Consider the following 19,070-nt stretch of genomic DNA (forward strand, 5'->3'; position numbering starts at 1 on the left):
GAAATCATGAAAAAATCATATATAAATATATTCCTTTCAGTGTTACTAACGAGTATGATGGTTTCCTGCCATGACTTGTACGTTCCTGTAACTACCGAACTTACGCCAGATGTTTTTCCAACTACTCCAGAACAAATTATCTCTGCTTCAGGACCAGCTTATGTAGCCTTGAGAGGGAATTATGGCGTAGAACATTTCTTCCAACAGTCTTTTAGTACAGACGAAGGCATCATGCCTGCAAGAGGCGGAAACTGGTATGACGGAGGACAAAACCAAACGATGCATTATCATACTTGGACACAAGATAATAGCTACCTTAATGGAAACTGGACATGGTTGTCAACAATTATTGGGGTAGCAAACCAGTCGTTATCAATTTTATCTGCGGCGCCATCTGAAAACTCAACAAAGCAAACGAATCTAGCTGAAATGAAAATGGTTAGGGCATTTGCCTATTATCTGATGATGGATAGTTATGGAAATGTGCCTATTGATACAGTTTATGGTGATTTTACTCCCCGTACAAATTCTCCAAGAGTAGAGGTATTTAATTTTATTGAAAAAGAAATTAAAGCGGCTTTACCTTATTTAAGTGAAGTGTCGGGTACAGCTACTTATGGAAGAGCCAATAAATGGACTGCTCATGCTTTGTTAGCAAAGATGTATCTTAATGCAGAATATTATACTGGTACAAAAAGATACGACGATTGTATTGCTGCTTGTGATAAAGTAATTAGTTCAGGTTTGTATGCTATTGAGCCTAGAAGTAGCTATCTAAAAATGTTTTATCCAACAAATGGTCCATCAATGAAAGAATTCATTTTTGCGATACCATACGACCCTGCCGCAGCAAATAGCTTTCCTTTTAGATCGGTAAACATTCATGCTCGTTTTGATGTGCCAAGAAGCGAAACTAAAAAGTTTAGCTTGCCGTTTACACCAGCTGGTGCTGCAAGTACTTTGCCTGAATATTATGCTTTCTTCAACGATGCCAATGATGTTAGAAATGGACAATGGCTTACGGGTTTGCAATATATGAATGATGGAGTAACGCCTATTACAGTATCAACAACCAATATTGGTTACGACCAATTTTATAAAGGCAGTAATCCTTCGGCAGCAGTAACATTTCATGTAAACCTAACTCCTAATATTGTGTTACGTCAGGATGCAGCCTCTTTTGATGTTGGAAATGATGAAATAGCTTGGAACATGGGGTATCGTAATATCAAGTTTTATCCCGATGCTACTTCATTGAATAGAAATCAGAATAATGATATTCCTGTATTCCGTTATTCGGATATTATTTTAATGAAAGCCGAAGCAATTTTGAGAGGTGGAACGGCTACCTTAGGTCATACAGCTCTGTCATTGGTAAATCAGGTAAGAAATGAACGAACTACTTCTTCTGCATTATCAACCATCACGCTTGAAGGACTATATGCTGAAAGAACCCGTGAGTTTGCATGGGAAGGATGGCGTAGAAATGATATGATTCGTTTTGAGAAATTCGAAGGCAAATGGGGTTTCAAAACAGATGCTAACGTTAACCATAGAATTTTCCCTATTCCACGAGTGGCGTTACAACTAAATCCTGCATTGAAACAAAATACAGGTTATTAATCAAGTAGATTGTTTTGACGTTTTTTCTTTATAATATTCACAAACGTATATTATCAATAGTTCGATTGTGAAATGATATTATTACCCAATTTTATTCCTAGTTATGCGCTAACTCCCGCCAGAGCTTAGCGTATAACTTACAAACAGATACTTACTCATGACTAGACTAACACACCAAATTTACTTATTGGTCATTATGGTGATTTTAAGTGGCCATTATGCCACTGCTCAGCTTAATAAACAAGAAGCTTTAGCACTTATTAGCAGGGTTATTCCTAAACAAGCCCATAATTTTGAAGTAAAGTCATTACCAAGTACTGCCCCAAAAGACCTTTTTGAAATAGAAAGCAAGAACCAAAAAATCGTTTTGAGTGGAAACAATGGCGTAGCTGTAGCTTCTGCTCTCTATTATTACTTAACAGAATATTGTCATTGCCAGATTACGTGGAATGGTACAAATCTGGATTTACCAACAACTTTACCCAAGCTTTCCGCTAAAATCACTAAAAAAACACCGTATCAATATCGCTATTACCTCAACTATTGTACTTTCAACTATAGTATGTCTTGGTGGAATTGGGAAAGATGGCAAAAGGAAATAGACTGGATGGCCATGCATGGTATCAATATGCCTTTAGCCATTACGGGCGAAGAATATACTTGGCGAGAAGTATATAATGAAATGGGATTTTCGGATACAGACCTAAAAGATTTCTTCAGTGGTCCTGCTTATTTCTCGTGGTTTTGGATGGGAAATCTTGATGGTTGGGGTGGTCCACTTCCACTCAGTTGGATGAAATCTCATAAAGATTTACAAGTAAAAATCTTAGCAAGAGAACGTGCTTTGGGTATGAAACCAGTTTTGCCTGCTTTTACTGGACACGTACCTTCTGCTTTCAAAAAGAAATATCCACAAGCGAAACTGAAAGCAACCAACTGGACAAACGGTTTTGGAGACACTTATATTCTTGATGCAGAAGACCCTCTTTTTGCAGAACTTGGCAAAAAGTTTATCAAAAAACAAACACAGTTATTTGGTACAAATCATTTGTACTCGGCTGATACTTTTAATGAAAACGAACCTCCGACTGACGAACCAGCTTTTTTATCAAAGCTCACAGCTAAAATCTATGATGGCATGAAGCAAGCTGACCCTGAAGCTATTTGGGTAATGCAGGGATGGTTGTTTTATAGTGATAGAAAATTTTGGAAAGCTCCACAGATAGAAGCTTTATTAAATGCTGTGCCAGACGATAAGATGCTTTTGTTAGACTTGGCTACCGAAATAGAACCTGTTTGGAAAAGAACAAATGCTTTTCATGGTAAGCCTTGGATTTGGAATATGCTCAATAATTTTGGCGGAAACGTTAATCTTTTTGGACGCATGGATGGTGTAGCAAGTGGCCCTGCGGTGGCTTTGAAAGACCCTAATTCGAAAAACTTACAAGGAATAGGGCTAACGATGGAGGCAATAGAACAAAATCCTGTGATTTATGAATTGATGATGCAACATACTTGGCAAGATACGCCCGTTGAGCTAAATGATTGGTTGGTCAAATATGTAAAGAATCGTTATAAAACAGATGATAAAACCTTGGTAGATGCTTGGCAGGTATTAAGACAAACGGCTTATAACGGAAAAGACATCAGAGATGGTGCAGAGTCAATTGTTACAGGTCGCCCTACGTTTGATTCTACTACTATTTGGACAAGGACAAAGCTCAATTATCCTCCGAAAGACTTTTTGAAGGCTTGGGATTTATTTGTACAGGCCTCTAAAAATGGTGTAGATTCAGATGGTTTTCAGTATGACCTTGTAGATATTACACGACAAGTGTTGGCAAACTATGCGCTAGTTTTGCAGAAAAAATGGAAGAATTCTTACAAAGCAAAAGATGAAGCTCAGTTCAAAAAGGATGCTCAGGCATTTATTGATTTGATTGCAGATATGGATGAGCTATTGGCTACCAGAAAAGATTTTATGCTCGGCCCGTGGATTAGTTCAGCTAGAAGTTGGGGAAATACTAGTGAGGAAAAAGCCTTGTATGAACAAAATGCTAGGGATATTATCACGCTCTGGGGTGATGCCAACAGTCCTTTACATGAATATGCTAACCGTCAATGGAGTGGTCTATTGAATGATTTTTATAAGCCAAGATGGCAAATGTTTTTTGTTGAACTAAATCAAGCTTTAGCTACGAAGAAAGAGCCTGATTTAACAAATTTTGGAAATACTATTCGCGAATGGGAATGGAATTGGGTAAAAGCACATAAAGATTATCCTGTTGTACCAAAAGGAAATAGTCATTCATTGGCGTTGAAAATGCATAAAAAATACCGTGATGCCTTAGCAGTAGCTTATCCTTGAGGTAGTCATACATTCTACTACTTACCAAAGCATTCAACAACAAACTACCAAAACTATGAATAACAATCCAAAAAGTATAAGACTCGTTTCCCTAGATGCACTCAGGGGTTTCGATATGTTTTGGATAATGAGTGGCGAACACATTATTCACGCTTTAGCAGAAACAACACATATTCCACTGTTTGAATGGATGTCTGAACAGTTACATCATGCTGCTTGGAATGGGATTACTTTTTATGATATGATTTTCCCGCTTTTTCTTTTCATTGCTGGGGCATCTATGCCCTTTTCGATGCAGAAGAAAGTGAATGAAGCTTCTGTTGAGTCTGCCTATGAATTACCGAATGTAGTAAAAAGATCACTATACGTTGCGATGATAAAACGAACGGTAATATTGATATTTTTAGGCATAATAGTGAACGGACTTTTTAAGTGGAATGGTTACGAACAAACACGCATTGCTAGTGTATTAGGAAGAATTGGCTTGGCTTGGTTTTTTGCAGGAATTATCTACTTGAATAACAATACATTGAAACAAATTTATTGGTTTATTTTTATTCTAGTAAGTTATTGGTTAATCATGAAGTTTGTACCCGTACCGGGTTTTGGTGCAGGTGTACTCACCAAAGAAGGTTCGTTGGAATCGTATATTGATAGAATTTTATTACCAGGACGATTACATAGCAAAGTACATGACCCTGAGGGAATTTTGTCAACCATTCCTGCCATCGGAACGGCAATGTTAGGAGTATTCACAGCAACATTTTTAAAAGCAAAAAATACTTTTTCAGCTTATCAAAAGGTATTAGTGATGGTGACAGGTGCACTTATATTAATAGGCATAGGCCTATTATGGGATTATTCTTTTCCTATTAATAAACGCCTTTGGTCAAGTTCATTTGTATGTTTCGTTGGGGGATGTTCTATCTTACTTTTTACGTTGTTTTATTTGATAATTGACCTCTGGAAATGGCAAAAATGGGCGTTACCTTTCGTTTGGATTGGCTCTAATTCCATTTTGATTTATATGGCATCTGAAGGCATTATCAATTTTGGCTATACTGCTAATTTTTTATTCGGTGGACTCATTTCTTACACGCCTGATATTTGGCAACCTGTCTTTACAGCTTGTGCTATTACAGTTACTCAGATTATACTATTATATATTCTCTTCAAGAAGAAAGTTTTTTTGAAGATATAGATTTTATTACACAAGAATTAAGAAAAATAGACTAATAAAATAGTTCTACACTTAGATTTTTTTCCATAATTAAAGTGATTATCTCTACAATATTTTTGATATATTGGCTGTTACAATGAAACAACTCAATTAAGTATCTATCAAAAATGACAACAGAAATTCTTATCTCTCTCATTACACTTATCGTTCTTGAAATTGTATTAGGTATCGATAATATCATCTTTATTTCTATCCTATCTGATAAACTACCCGTTGATAAACGTAAAAAAGCGCGTTTGGTTGGTTTAAGCTTGGCATTAATTACCCGTTTAATATTGCTTGCAGGGATTAGCTGGATTATGAAACTTGACAAAACGCTTTTTGTAATTTCTGGAATTGATATTTCTGGAAAAGATTTAATCCTGATTGTAGGAGGCTTATTTCTATTGTACAAGAGTAACAAAGAAATCTTTGAAAAAACCGAAGATGAACACGAAGACAAACCCTTTGTTTATACGTCTTTTTCAAAAATTATTGGGCAAATTATTATCCTAGATTTAGTATTTTCTATCGACAGTATCATCACGGCCGTAGGGTTGGTTGATGAACTATGGGTGATGTATGCAGCCGTAATAGTTTCTATTTCAATTATGATGATGGTCGCTGGGACGATTAGCGCCTTTATTAGTAAACATCCATCTTTAAAAATATTAGCCCTTTGCTTCTTGATGATGATTGGCGTTACGTTGATAGCAGAAGGTTTAAACTTCCATATTCCTAAACAATATATCTATTTCTCAATGGCGTTTTCATTCTTGGTAAATGTGATACAGATTAGAAAAAATGCAAAGTAATGATATGCAAAAAGGGCTTGTTTTTAAAAATCAAGCCCTTTTTGTATATCTATTATTTACTTGTCTTTACGCTCAATCTCTCTAAGGTTTTCTAATTTTTTATTTCTAAGAAAGCCCGTAATATCTTCAAAATGTTCTTTTACTCGTTTGTTTCCAAATTCAAACACTTTGGTGGCAAGTCCATCTAAGAAATCCCTATCGTGAGAAATCAAGATGATTGTTCCTTCAAAACTCTTTAAAGCATCTTTTAGAATATCTTTCGTTTTTAAATCCAAGTGGTTAGTAGGTTCATCCAGAATCAAGAGGTTTACAGGCTCTAATAAAAGTTTCACCATTGCCAAACGTGTTTTTTCTCCCCCAGATAATACTCTTACTTTTTTATTGACACTATCGCCCCCAAACATAAAGGCACCGAGAATATCTTTGATTTTAGTACGTACTTCACCTACCGCAATATTATCAATGGTTTGAAAAACGGTTAAATCTTCATCCAATAATGAAGCCTGATTCTGTGCGAAATAGCCAATCATTGAATTATGTCCCAATTTTAAGTCTCCTTCAAAAGGTATTTCGCCCATAATGGCTTTTACCATCGTTGATTTACCTTCACCGTTCTTTCCAACAAAAGCTATTTTCTCTCCTCTTTCAATCGTTATTGAAGTATCTTTAAATACTACATGGTCACCATAACTTTTACTTACATTATCCACAATGACAGGATAATTTCCTGAACGGGGTGCTGGTGGAAACTTAAGATTTAGTGCTGAAGTATCAATTTCGTCTACTTCTACAATCTCAATCTTCTCCAACATTTTTACCCTTGATTGTACCTGTAGTGTTTTCGAATACGTTCCTTTGAAGCGGTCGATAAACTCTTGGGTTTCAGCAATCATTTTTTGCTGGTCATTGAATTGCTTTTGTTGCTGTTCCTGACGCTCTTTTCGGAGTTGTAAATATTGAGAATAATTTACTTTGTAGTCATAAATACGTCCCATTGTCAACTCAATAGTACGGTTGGTAATATTATCCACAAAAGCTCTATCGTGTGAAATAACAATTACAGCTTTGGCATTATTAATTAAGAAATCTTCTAACCACTGAATCGACTCTATGTCCATGTGGTTGGTTGGCTCATCTAGTAATATCAAGTCTGGATTTTGTAATAAGATTTTCGCCAATTCTATTCTCATACGCCATCCCCCACTAAATTCACTAGTTTGACGCGTAAAATCTGAACGTAAAAACCCTAAACCCAACAAAGTTTTTTCTACTTCTGCATCAAAATTAATTTCTTCAATAGAATAATATTTTTCACTCAATTCAGATACTTTTTCGATAATCTGCATATACTCGTCTGATTCATAATCAGTACGTGTTTCTAGTTGAGTATTTAATTCATCTATCTCTGCTTTCATATTCAACACCGTAGAGAAAGCTTTTGAGGTTTCTTCAAAAACAGTGTTTTTATCTTCTGTCAATAAATGCTGAGGTAAATAAGCAATTACTGCATCATTAGGAGCAGATATTTTTCCTTTGGTAGGTTTATCAACACCAGCTATTATTTTTAGGAGGGTAGATTTTCCCGCTCCATTTTTCCCCATCAGGGCTACTTTATCTTTGTCGTTGATGTTGAAAGTGACATCACTAAAAAGAGCTCTTCCACCGAACTCTACCGCTACGTTATCTATTGAAATCATTTTATTTTATTATGAAATACAAAGATAAGGAAAGTTTTTTGAGTGAGGAGTTTTGAATGAGGAGTGATAAATTCTGTTTGTCTGATATAGAGAGGAATCATAACTATTTTCTAATGGAAAAGATAAGCTAAGTAAATGTATTCTTCTAAAATTTTTACCCGCAGATTTTGCAGATTTAAACCGCTGATTTCCTCAGATGTTATTTTCTGCGTAAATCAGCGAAAAAATCTCTGTAAATCTGCGGGTAAAAAAATCATTAAATCATTCTTCCATTTTAGGTTTTGAAGCAGATTTGGCTTGGTTTAGTCGATAACTCAAAGTTAAATTGATTTGTCTTTGTCGAGGTAAAAAATCTCTATTTGAATAAAAATTAATGCCTTCGATAACTGTTCTAATTCGTCGACTATTGAATACATCAAGAATATTCAATGTTAATGTTCCTTTACCTTTTAGTACATCTTTATTCACAGCCAAGTCGGTATAAAATAGGTATCCTCTCCTACCCTGCGGTAATTGTTGCGGTGCTTCATAATTGGCACGTACTTGTAAATCTATGCCACGAGGTAAATTGAATTTGGAAGTTTGTCGGGCAAACCAACTGTAAGTATCGCTCTTATAATTCCCTGAAACATTTGAACCATCAGTTATAGCCCTGAAGAAACTCCAACTCAAATCTAATTTCCACCATTTTTCAAGAGAATAGGTCGTAGCAAACTCAGCCCCAAAAGAGTTTTGTCCAACTAAATTCAAAGGTAAAGTCGTAGAAATACCTGCACTATTTACCGAACGGATGGATTCTATTTTGCCATCAGTTTGTCGGTAATAAACCGATGAAGAAAGTGAGCCCTTTTCAAAATATTTCACATGACCTAATTCAAAGGCATTGGTAAACTCAGGGTTCAAATTAGGGTTTCCACTAAAATAATTTCTTTGGTCAGAGAAAGTAACGAAAGGACTTAAATCATTATACGTTGGTCGTCGAACTCTTCTTGAATATGAAATTTGTAAGGCATTTTCGTTTGGTAGGTTCAAAGTGAAATGTGTACTAGGAAAGAGATTAGCATATTTTCGTGGATTTACCTCATTGGTTTGTTTCAAGGTTGTCGTTACGTTTGTAAGTTCCGCACGTAGCCCTACTTGATATGAAAAGAGTTTGCCTTTATTGCCAATGATACCATAAACAGCCGAAATATTCTCATCATATACAAAATTATTAGTAAGCCCAGGAAGCGACTCAAACCCACCCGTAGCATTTTGCTGGGTTACGGTATAATCATTAGTCATGTCTCTGAAACTAGTTCTTAATCCAGTCTCAACTTTACCTTCCTTACTAATCGGTTGAATATAATCTACTTGTAGTAATATTTGTTTTTCGGCCTCATCATTAAGTGCTTTTTGTAGTTTGGTATTCGCTGGATTCGGTTTGCCATCTGCCCAAAAGCCATTTTGTTTAAATGTTTGGTCAGAACGTTCCCAATAATCTAAATAGCGAACGTCTGCAATTAATTCTTGCCCTTTTTTGTCAAAATTCTTCTTATAGGTTATCGAATATTCTGAATTGGGTTCTGTCTCTGTTTCATCTTGTTGACGATAGGTAAGCGTATGTAACGTTTCCGTTCTATTATTTGAATCATCATAAGTGAAATCTGTAATACGTCTCACATCACTCCTTCTGAATAAATACGAAGCCGTAAAAATATCTTTATCAGTTAAGAAAAAATCTAAGCCCCCTTTTATATTATTGTTCAAACCCTTTACACTTCCGCTATTGGTTTGGTTGAGGGTAAAAATCGTATCATTAGAAAAAACGTTTTGAAATAATTTCCCATTCCCTCTTAAATCACGATACGAAATACCATAATTAATAAAGAAATTCACCTTTCTATGACGGTAATTCACATTGGCTGAAACGCCATAGTTGGCTGGTGTTCCCGATATTAATTCAAAAGAGCCATTAAAACCTTGCTTCTGCTCTTTTTTCAAAATGATATTAATAATACCTGACATACCTTCTGCTTCATAACGAGCCGAAGGATTGGTAATAATTTCAACTCTTTCTATCAAACTCCCTTGTAATTGCTGTAAACCTGCTCCACCTTTAAAACTTACCAAACCCGACGGTTTGCCATCAATCAAAATTCTGACATTATCACTTCCACGCAATTTTACACCACCTTCGGCATCAACTGAAATAGAAGGAATATTGCTAAGAATATCAGAAGCTGACCCTCCAGCATTCGATAAATCTTTGCCCACATTAAATATCTTTTTATCCAAAGCCAATTCCATCGTACTTTTTTCAGCTTGTACTACTACTTCTTCTAAAGTACTGCTCGACGAGCTTAACTGTATCAAGCCTAAATCTATTGTTTTCTTATCTTTTGTTATGCTAAAAACGGGCGACTTAAAGGCTTTATACCCAATAAATTCTACCAAGGCGTAATATGTACCATAAGGATTGGCAATAGAAAATTCGCCAGCATCACTAGCAATATTGCCTCCAACTAGCTTTTGGTCGGCATCATTATAAATCCTTATGGTTGAAAAACTTAATGGGGTAGCCGTTTGGGCATCTTTTACTTGCCCTTTAATGATACCTTGCGTCATTCCAAAAAATGGTAGTAAAGTAAGGAGTATTAGAAAAAAGAGATGTTTTTGAGTTCTTGTAAAATATAACATATTGGATTATTAACGATTCATTGGATAAAAGGATGAGGTAAGTATTATTTACTGTGCAGTAATGGCAAGCAATTTAGAAAAGTATTGAGACTTCTGTGGTGGGAATTGTAGGTAACAAATATTTAGTTCTCACCTAAGTTTTGTTATTTTGCTATCTTTATAAACTTTTTTTAGATTTTATAAGTTTATACATCATACTGTATAAAATCTGATTTTATTTATTGCTCTAAACAAAACGTAGTTTAATATTATCTAACAGTGTTAAATAGTTTATTTTATTAAAATGGCAAGTAAGGACAGGATATTAAGGTTGAAGGAAGAGACCCGAAATAATATATTAGATGCAGCATGCACGATTGTGAAGGAAGAAGGATGGCAAGGGTTAAGTTTGCGTAAAATTGCCGATGCCATAGAATATACCGCTCCAATTATTTATGAATATTTTGCTAATAAAGAAGCTATCCTTCAAGAATTAACTAAGAAAGGATATTTAGTATTGAATAAAGATTTGATTCAAGCAAAGAAAAGTAAAGATAATCCAGCAGAACAATTAGAGGCTATGTGGCTGGCTTACTGGAAGTTTGCCTTTGAAAATAAAGAAATGTATCAGCTAATGTTTGGCGTTGAAATGACAACCTGCCACATGGTAGCTTTTCCAGAAGTACAAACGCCTTATCACCTTTTTACTGAAACGATTTTGGAAGTAATGGGCGATAAAAATCCAGACGAGGATATTATTTGTCAGAAATATTATACTTATTACTCAGTAGTACATGGATTAATTTCAATTAATCTCGTAGGTAATGGTTTGCCAAATGACATTAATCTTCAGATATTGAAAGATGCAATAACGGGTATCACAAGATCTTTAAATTAATTTTTGATAGAATATATGAGCTCAATAAAGGGTATTTATCCTATAAAAGAGTATTTTTATTTAACACTGTTAAATAATTTATTCTCATTAATGAACTAAAAATATTCAATATTGATTTTATATAGTAAGGAGCAATATTTTTTTATATCATCATTTAACAGTGTTAAATTATTTATTCAGCATAGTTAAGCATCGCAAAGCATTTTAGTAGGCCATGTAAAGACAAAAATTTTGAGCAATTACTTAACACTGTTAAATAGTTAATCAATATTAAATATTCTCAAATTTTAAACTAAATAATCCTTATGAATAAACATCCTAAACACAGCAGTAATGTATTTCAAGGTAAATGCACTGCGAACAATCAATTCTAACATTGTTTTTAATTCCATTAAGTCAATCAAGTTTTAACAAATCAAATTAGTCATGAAGAATATATTCTTAAGTGTATTAATCATTTATACATTATCTGCTTGTTCAGAAAAGAAACCTATAGCCCAGACCGTTACCGCTCCTTCATTACCTGTTATCAACATTAACAGTACATCAGCACTAACTAGTTCTGAATATCCAGCTTCCATTCAAGGAGCAGTAAACGTTGAGATTCGCCCACAAATAAGTGGAAATTTAGAAAAAGTATTTGTCGATGAAGGGGTATACGTAAGCAAAGGTCAATCACTTTTTAAAATCAATGATTTACCATTCCGTGCCCAACTAAATAGTGCCATTGCTAGTCTTCATGCCGCAGAGTCGGCTGCAATCAATGCCCAATTAGAAGTAGATAAATTAACTCCACTGGTACAAAACAAAGTTGTTTCTGAATATCAATTAAAAACGGCTCAAGCTAATTATAAAACAGCCTTAGCGAATATTGCCCAAGCCAAAGCCATGGTTAATACTGCTGAAATCAATGTAGGCTATACGTTAATAAAAGCGCCAGTAAGTGGTTTTATCGGAAGACTTCCTAAAAAACAAGGTAGTTTGGTATCATCTGCCGACATTGAAGCCTTGACACAACTTTCGGATGTTCATGAAGTTCATGTGTATTTCTCTTTAGGGGAAAGTGATTTTATCGCTTTTAAATCACAATATGAGGGTTTTTCAATCAGTGATAAAATCAAAAACCTTCCGCCAGTTTCTTTGATATTGCCTGACAATTCTGTGTATTCAGAAAAAGGAAAAATCGATATGGTAGATGGACAATTTGATAAAAATACAGGTGCCATTACTTTGCGAGCCACCTTCCCCAATGCAAAAGGATTGCTCCGTTCGGGTAATACAGGCAAAGTAAATTTGAGCGTTCAGCATGAAAATGCCTTATTGATTCCTCAAGAAGCTACGATCGAAATTCAGGATAAAATATTTGTTTTTACGGTTGATAAAAGCAATAAAGTAACCAAACAGCCCATCACTATTGCTGGGAAAAGTGGTAACAATTATTTAGTGAAAGATGGCATAAAAGACGGGAATAGAATTGTATTCAAAGGTTTCGAAAATTTGCAAGAAGGCACCATCATTGCGCCTGAAAATACTGATAAAGAAGTTGCAAAAAACTAATTCACAAGTTATTCAATATCCATTATGTTTAAGAAATTTATAGACAGGCCAGTATTGGCAACTGTCATATCCATCCTATTGGTAATAGTAGGTGTTTTAGGCCTTGCTAAATTACCATTACAACAATTTCCTGATATTGCTCCGCCAGCGGTACAGGTAATGGCAATGTATCCAGGTGCTAATGCCGAAACAGTATTGCGTTCGGTAGCTCCTTCCCTTGAAGAATCAATCAATGGGGTAGAAAACATGAGTTACATGAGTTCTACCGCCAGTAATGATGGTTCATTAGTCATCACGGTATTCTTTAAATTAGGCACCAATCCTGACCAAGCTGCCGTCAATGTACAAAACCGTGTAGCACAAGCTACTAGTCAGCTCCCTGCTGAAGTTGTACAAGCAGGTATCACTACTGCCAAACAACAAAATAGTTTGATGATGGTAGTTGATATGTATTCTGAAGATGAGAAGACCTACGACCAGACTTTTCTAGCCAACTATGCTCAGATTAATATTATTCCTGAAATTAAAAGGATTCCTGGGGTTGGACAATCATTGATTTTTGGAGGAAATAAAGACTATTCAATGCGTGTGTGGCTCAATCCTGCCCAAATGACTAGCTATAACCTAACACCTAAGGAAGTAATGGCAGCTATTCAGGACAAAAACCTAGAGGCTGCTCCTGGTAAATTTGGGGAAAGTAGCAAGGAGTCTTTTGAATATGTAATTAAATACAAGGGTAAACTCAATAAACCTGCTGAATATGAAAACATCGTAATTCGCTCTAATGCAGACGGTTCGGTATTACGCTTAAAAGATGTTGCCAAAATTGAATTTGGAGCCTATACGTATGGAAACTTTACAAGGGTAAATGGCAAGCAAGGTATCAATATTGCCACCATGCAATTGGCAGGTTCAAATGCCAATGAAATCCAGATTGCCATTGCAAAGTTGATGGAGAAGGCATCAAAAGACTTCCCTAAAGGTGTAAAACATCTTATCTTATACAATACCAAAGATTCTTTAGACCAATCTATCAATCAGGTAATCTCTACGCTGATAGAAGCATTTATCTTGGTGTTTATTGTAGTATTTATTTTCTTACAGGACTTTCGGTCAACGCTTATTCCTGCTATCGCAGTGCCAGTGGCTATTTTAGGGACATTCTTCTTTATGTCGCTTTTTGGTTTCTCTATTAACCTACTTACTTTATTTGCGCTAGTATTAGCGATTGGTATTGTAGTGGATGATGCCATTGTGGTGGTTGAAGCAGTTCATGCTAAAATGGAACATCGACAGCTTTCACCAAAAGTCGCTACTGCTTCGGCCATGAGTGAAATTACGGGAGCGATTATTTCAATTACATTAGTCATGTCGGCCGTATTTTTACCTGTTGGTTTTATGAGTGGCTCAACAGGGGTTTTCTACCGTCAGTTTGCTTTTACCTTGGCTATTGCGATTGTTATTTCCGCCATCAATGCCTTGACATTGAGTCCTGCGTTAGCAGCCTTATTTTTAAAAGCTAATCATTCACACCATACAAACGGTCATGAAAAAACTAGTTTTAAAGAGAAGTTTTTTATCGGTTTTAACAAAGGTTTTGATAAGCTTACTAATAATTATGTGAAAAGTTTATACTTTTTAGTAAGACACAGATGGTTAAGTATTAGCGGATTGGTAGTAGTTATCATAGCGACAGTCGTTATGGTAAAAAGAACTCCGACAGGCTTTATTCCTTCTGAAGACCAAGGATTTATAGCCATATCGCTTTCTATGCCTGCGGGTGCATCTTTAGAAAGAACTACGAATGTAATTCATCAAGCGGAAACCGTATTAGGCAGTATGGAGTCTAAAAAAACATTGATGGGTCTATCGGGCTTTAATATTCTTACTCAATCTTCAAGTCCTTCGTCGGGTGTTGCTTTTGTATTGTTGAAACCTGCTAAAGAAAGAGGAGCCGTAACAGACATTAATGCAATTATGAATGAAGTAAGACAAAAGCTTGGTGGTATCAAAGGAGCTAATTTCTTTGTCTTTACTTTTCCAACTGTCCCAGGTTTTAGCAATGTTGATGGTTTGGATTTAGTACTACAGGACAAAACGGGCGGTAGCCTAGTTAAATTTAGTGAGGTCGGCAATAAATTCCTTGGTGAATTAATGAAACGACCAGAAATCGCTTTTGCGTTTACTGCTTTCAAAGCCGACTATCCACAATACGATATGGAAGTGGATGATGTAAAAGCTGAACAATTAGGCGTAAGCGTAAAGGATATTCTTCAAACAATGCAAGCGTATTTTGGTAGTGCTCAAGCATCAGACTTTAATAGATTTGGGAAATACTACAGGGTAATGGTTCAGGCAGAAAAATCTGCTCGTACAGAAATATCATCAATGGACGGCATTTTTGTAAAGAACAGATTAGGTAACATGGTTCCTATCAATACCTTAGTAAAATTGAAACGTGTTTACGGTCCAGAAACGGCTTCTCGTTATAATCTTTTCAATTCTATTGGTGTAAATGCCATTGCCAAACCAGGTTATAGTTCTGGAGATGCAATTCTGGCAGTAGAAGAAGTTGCGAAACAACACTTACCAACAGGGTATTCTTTTGAATTTTCAGGGATGACCAAAGAAGAACTTTCTTCAGGTGGACAATCTACTGTCATCTTTATGCTTTCGTTATTATTTATCTATTTCTTATTGGCTGCTCAATACGAAAGCTACATCTTACCGTTTGCCGTTATTCTATCCATTCCCACAGGAATATTCGGAGTATTTGTTGCGATTGGTTTGAAAGGAATAGAAAATAATATTTATGTACAAGTAGCCTTGGTTATGTTGATTGGTCTGTTGGCTAAAAATGCGATTCTGATTATAGAGTTCGCCTTACAACGCAGAAAAGCAGGAAAGACGTTAGTTTCTGCATCAATAGAAGCAGCAAAGCTCCGTTTAAGACCTATTATCATGACCTCCCTCGCTTTTGTTGTGGGTTTAATTCCGATGATGGATGCCAAAGGACCTTCGGCACAAGGTAATCACTCTATCAGTATTGGTGCAGCAGGTGGAATGGTCTCTGGCGTAGTCTTAGGCTTGTTTATCATTCCAGTGTTATTTGTAATATTTCAATACTTACACGAAAAAATTTCAAGCAAAAAACCAGAGATTAACTCTATCATTCATGAAGATTTAGTCGCTGCTTATAATTAAGCATACAATGAAAAATCATATAAAAATCTTGTCGATAATGTTATTATCGACAAGTATAATTTCCTGCAAGGTTTCAAAAGATGTTAAAATTCCCGAAGACGCAATTCCTGTTACTTTCAGAGATGTAAGTATTCAAGATAGTACTACTAGCGTGGCAGATTTAAATTGGAGAACATTTTTTACAGAAAATACCTTACAAAAACTAATTGATAGTGCCATTCATCGTAATAATGATTTATTGGTCGCTCAGAAAAATATTGATATCGCTCAATTACAACTAAAGCAGTCTAAGTTTAATAATATTCCTAATCTGAACCTTCAGATTACTTCAAATTCTACCAATCCTTCCAACAATAGTTTGAATGGCATTAGTTTGAATCAGTTTTTGAAAAAGGAACATATCGAAGACTTTACTGCGGCTGCAAGTTTATCTTGGGAAGCAGACATCTGGGGCAAAATTCGTAATCAAACGAAAACCACTCTCGCACAATATGCTCAGTCAGAGGAAGCCAAAAAGGCTTTGCAAACCACTATCGTAGCCGCTGTTTCAAAGGGTTTTTATACTTTGTTGATGTTGGATGCGCAGGTAGAGATTGCTAGAAAAAATCTGGAATTAAGTGATAAAACTTTTTTTATGATTAATCTGCAGTTTGAATCAGGACACGTTTCATTATTAGCCAAACAACAAGCCGAAGCTCAAAGACTAGTGGCTGCACAATTGATTCCTTTGTTAGAACAGAACATCGTTATTCAAGAAAATGCGTTGAGTGTATTAACGGGAGGCTTTCCAAAAGCCGTTGAACGCAAAGTGATGTTGAGTGCGATTGAATCTAAAAATCAACTTTCAGTAGGTGTGCCGTCTGCCTTGGTTGGAAGAAGACCAGATGTAAAAAATGCAGAATTGATATTGCAGGAAGCAAATGCTAAAGTTGGTATCACAAAGGCAAGCTTATATCCGTCACTCACGATTACTGCCACTGGTGGTTTGAATGCCTTTGAAGCAAGTAATTGGTTTTCACTTCCTACTTCACTGTTCGGAGTGGTGGCTGGGGGAATTACCCAACCTTTATTAAATGGCAAAAAATTGAGTACGCAGTATGAAATTGCGAAAGTTCAACGAGAAAAAGCAGTGATTGGTTTCCGTCAATCTGTTTTAGTTGCCACCGAAGAAGTTTCGGATGCGTTGATTAAAATACAAAAAATAGAAGAGCAAAATACCAAGCTTTCATTAAGAGTAAAAACATTACAAGAAGCCATCGGCAATGCAGATATGTTGTTTAAAAGTGGCATGGCTAATTATTTAGAAGTAATTACTGCTCAAAGTAATTTACTACAAAGTGAATTAGAATTGGTTTCATTGAAAAAAGCCAGATTAGAAGCAGATGTAGATTTATATAGGTCGTTAGGTGGTGGTTGGAAATAAGTAGCATTTACGATTTGTATTTAAACAAAACAGCTCAGCCATGTGGCTGAGCTATTTTGTTATTATCTAATAACCAGTATTCTGATACATTTTCACTGGATTTAATTTGTATTCGTCAGCAGGAATTGGGAATAAATAATCCTTCAAACCAAAGTTAGACACTTTAGCCGTTCCATAGTCTGCTTGAGCTTTGCTTTGGATATAGGAAACCAATTCGGTCGCTGTAAAGAAACGAAGTAAATCAAACCAACGATGATGTTCAAACGCTAATTCAACACGACGTTCGTGAAGAATTGCCAATTTTAACGTCGGGAATCTCTTAACGTAATCAGCATCGTTTTTCATTACTTCATACGTTGGCATTTTGGCTCTTTCGCGTACTTGGTTTAAGTATTTAATCGCATTGGCTTCTTCTCCTAAATACATACTTACTTCTGATAACATTAAAATTACATCCGCATACCTGATAATTGGCCAGTCGTTTCCGCCATAGCCGTTGGCCGTAGCTGCCGCACTAGCATCTCTGAATTTAGTAATATACCAATCTTTTACAGTAGCATCATTAGCATATTTGATTGAAAAATCCTTTCGTAAATCATTGGTTTCGTATTCTTTTACTAAATCAAGTTTTACATTTCCACCTACACCGCTACTTGATTTCAACGAATTAATTGTTTCCCCTTTTGCTTGATTATTTGCCGCAATAGATGACGAATATGTTACGTCACCTTGCTTATAAACAATCTGGAAAATGATTTCTGGATTAGTTGATTTTTTATTTACATCAAAAACATCAACATAAGGTATTTCCTTTAAATCCGTAAAGGCTCTCATGTTATAAGCGGCCGATAAATACGTTTTTGCATTGGCTAAATTACTAGCACGGTTAGCTTGGTCTAAAGTGGTAGCCATTGTTAAGTACACCTGCCCCAATAAAGCGTTCGCTGCTGCTTTTGATACTCTTCCTTTACCCGTAAGTGGCTGTTGATTAGGCAATCCACTTGCTACAGCTTCTTTCAAATCTGCAACAATTTGTTCATATACTTTTTCTTTTTTCTCACGGAAAGTATTAGCAACAATCTCTTCAGAATTTAGTTCTTTAGTAACCAAAGGTACATCACCCCATTTTCTTACTAAATGAAAGTAAATCATCGCACGAACAAACTTTACTTCTGCATTATAAATATCTTTATTGGCAACAGTAGTAAAAGTTACTTTATCAATATTTGAAGTAACCTGATTACAACGTACAATTGTTTGATATAACGACAGCCAGTGGCTTTTTAAATACGTGTTACTTGGCAAAATAGAAAAATCATTGAACTGAAAAGGCTCCCCTGCGTTCGACTGATTATCATTTCTACCAGCATCATCCGAACGTTCGTCGGTATAAAGTCCGCTGTTTTCACCAATGTTATTTGAGCTACGAAGCGATTGGTACACACCATTGACTGCTTGAAGCACATCATTTTCTGTACGAAAATAATCAGAAGCCGCTACAGAGTTAGGGTCTGTTTGTAGGACAAAATCATCACTACAACTTGCAAGGGCTGTCGCCATTACAAGTAATACTATTAGTTTCTTTATCATTGTTTTAATATCGTTAAG

11 protein-coding genes are annotated in these 19,070 nt (G+C 35.7%); 8 read left to right on the plus strand and 3 right to left on the minus strand.

Annotation, left to right across the window (positions count from 1 at the left end; genetic code table 11):
- Nucleotides 1–6: 6 nt before the first annotated feature.
- From AC1RNE_RS20570 to AC1RNE_RS20585, 4 genes are all read left to right on the plus strand, one after another.
- Nucleotides 7–1,623, plus strand: coding sequence for a RagB/SusD family nutrient uptake outer membrane protein (locus AC1RNE_RS20570; protein ID WP_492803739.1), 1,617 nt, complete (start codon nucleotides 7–9; stop codon nucleotides 1,621–1,623).
- A 157-nt stretch (nucleotides 1,624–1,780) separates the two neighbouring features.
- Nucleotides 1,781–3,991, plus strand: coding sequence for an alpha-N-acetylglucosaminidase (locus tag AC1RNE_RS20575; protein WP_492803740.1), 2,211 nt, complete (start codon nucleotides 1,781–1,783; stop codon nucleotides 3,989–3,991).
- 55 nt (nucleotides 3,992–4,046) lie between these two features.
- A complete protein-coding gene (locus tag AC1RNE_RS20580; protein WP_492803742.1) occupies nucleotides 4,047–5,192 on the plus strand; it encodes an acyltransferase family protein in 1,146 nt (381 codons plus the stop codon).
- A 146-nt stretch (nucleotides 5,193–5,338) separates the two neighbouring features.
- Nucleotides 5,339–6,025, plus strand: coding sequence for a TerC family protein (locus AC1RNE_RS20585; RefSeq protein WP_492803743.1), 687 nt, complete (start codon nucleotides 5,339–5,341; stop codon nucleotides 6,023–6,025).
- 56 nt (nucleotides 6,026–6,081) lie between these two features.
- Here AC1RNE_RS20585 and AC1RNE_RS20590 read toward each other — a convergent pair whose 3' ends face one another.
- Nucleotides 6,082–7,722, minus strand: a complete 1,641-nt coding sequence (locus AC1RNE_RS20590) for an ABC-F family ATP-binding cassette domain-containing protein (RefSeq protein WP_492803745.1) — start codon at nucleotides 7,720–7,722, stop codon at nucleotides 6,082–6,084.
- Nucleotides 7,723–7,983: 261 nt separating this feature from the next.
- Nucleotides 7,984–10,329: a TonB-dependent receptor gene (locus AC1RNE_RS20595; RefSeq protein WP_492803747.1), complete on the minus strand. Its 2,346-nt coding sequence runs from the start codon at nucleotides 10,327–10,329 to the stop codon at nucleotides 7,984–7,986.
- 355 nt (nucleotides 10,330–10,684) lie between these two features.
- Here AC1RNE_RS20595 and AC1RNE_RS20600 point away from each other — a divergent pair, with 355 nt between their 5' ends.
- From AC1RNE_RS20600 to AC1RNE_RS20615, 4 genes are all read left to right on the plus strand, one after another.
- On the plus strand, nucleotides 10,685–11,278 hold the full coding sequence (locus AC1RNE_RS20600) for a TetR/AcrR family transcriptional regulator (RefSeq protein ID WP_492803749.1): 594 nt from the start codon (nucleotides 10,685–10,687) through the stop codon (nucleotides 11,276–11,278).
- A 426-nt stretch (nucleotides 11,279–11,704) separates the two neighbouring features.
- Entirely contained in the window at nucleotides 11,705–12,835 is a 1,131-nt protein-coding gene (locus AC1RNE_RS20605; protein WP_492803750.1) for an efflux RND transporter periplasmic adaptor subunit, read from the plus strand.
- 24 nt (nucleotides 12,836–12,859) lie between these two features.
- Nucleotides 12,860–16,039 (plus strand): efflux RND transporter permease subunit, encoded by a 3,180-nt coding sequence (locus AC1RNE_RS20610; RefSeq protein WP_492803752.1) that lies wholly within the window; start codon nucleotides 12,860–12,862, stop codon nucleotides 16,037–16,039.
- 7 nt (nucleotides 16,040–16,046) lie between these two features.
- Nucleotides 16,047–17,462, plus strand: coding sequence for an efflux transporter outer membrane subunit (locus AC1RNE_RS20615; RefSeq protein WP_492803754.1), 1,416 nt, complete (start codon nucleotides 16,047–16,049; stop codon nucleotides 17,460–17,462).
- A gap of 66 nt (nucleotides 17,463–17,528) precedes the next feature.
- Here AC1RNE_RS20615 and AC1RNE_RS20620 read toward each other — a convergent pair whose 3' ends face one another.
- The gene (locus tag AC1RNE_RS20620) at nucleotides 17,529–19,052 is read right to left on the minus strand and encodes a RagB/SusD family nutrient uptake outer membrane protein (protein ID WP_492803755.1); all 1,524 of its coding nucleotides are present in this window, start codon (nucleotides 19,050–19,052) and stop codon (nucleotides 17,529–17,531) included.
- Nucleotides 19,053–19,070 lie beyond the last annotated feature (18 nt).

The sequence above is a fragment of the Arcicella sp. GW822-FHT02H01 genome (assembly GCF_058802005.1).

Coding starts and splice junctions, on each gene's coding strand:
- AC1RNE_RS20570 (WP_492803739.1), top strand. CDS start 7: ATGAAAAAATCATATATAAATATATTCCTTTCAGTGTTACTAACGAGT.
- AC1RNE_RS20575 (WP_492803740.1), top strand. CDS start 1,781: ATGACTAGACTAACACACCAAATTTACTTATTGGTCATTATGGTGATT.
- AC1RNE_RS20580 (WP_492803742.1), top strand. CDS start 4,047: ATGAATAACAATCCAAAAAGTATAAGACTCGTTTCCCTAGATGCACTC.
- AC1RNE_RS20585 (WP_492803743.1), top strand. CDS start 5,339: ATGACAACAGAAATTCTTATCTCTCTCATTACACTTATCGTTCTTGAA.
- AC1RNE_RS20590 (WP_492803745.1), bottom strand. CDS start 7,722: ATGATTTCAATAGATAACGTAGCGGTAGAGTTCGGTGGAAGAGCTCTT.
- AC1RNE_RS20595 (WP_492803747.1), bottom strand. CDS start 10,329: ATGACGCAAGGTATCATTAAAGGGCAAGTAAAAGATGCCCAAACGGCT.
- AC1RNE_RS20600 (WP_492803749.1), top strand. CDS start 10,685: ATGGCAAGTAAGGACAGGATATTAAGGTTGAAGGAAGAGACCCGAAAT.
- AC1RNE_RS20605 (WP_492803750.1), top strand. CDS start 11,705: ATGAAGAATATATTCTTAAGTGTATTAATCATTTATACATTATCTGCT.
- AC1RNE_RS20610 (WP_492803752.1), top strand. CDS start 12,860: ATGTTTAAGAAATTTATAGACAGGCCAGTATTGGCAACTGTCATATCC.
- AC1RNE_RS20615 (WP_492803754.1), top strand. CDS start 16,047: ATGAAAAATCATATAAAAATCTTGTCGATAATGTTATTATCGACAAGT.
- AC1RNE_RS20620 (WP_492803755.1), bottom strand. CDS start 19,052: ATGATAAAGAAACTAATAGTATTACTTGTAATGGCGACAGCCCTTGCA.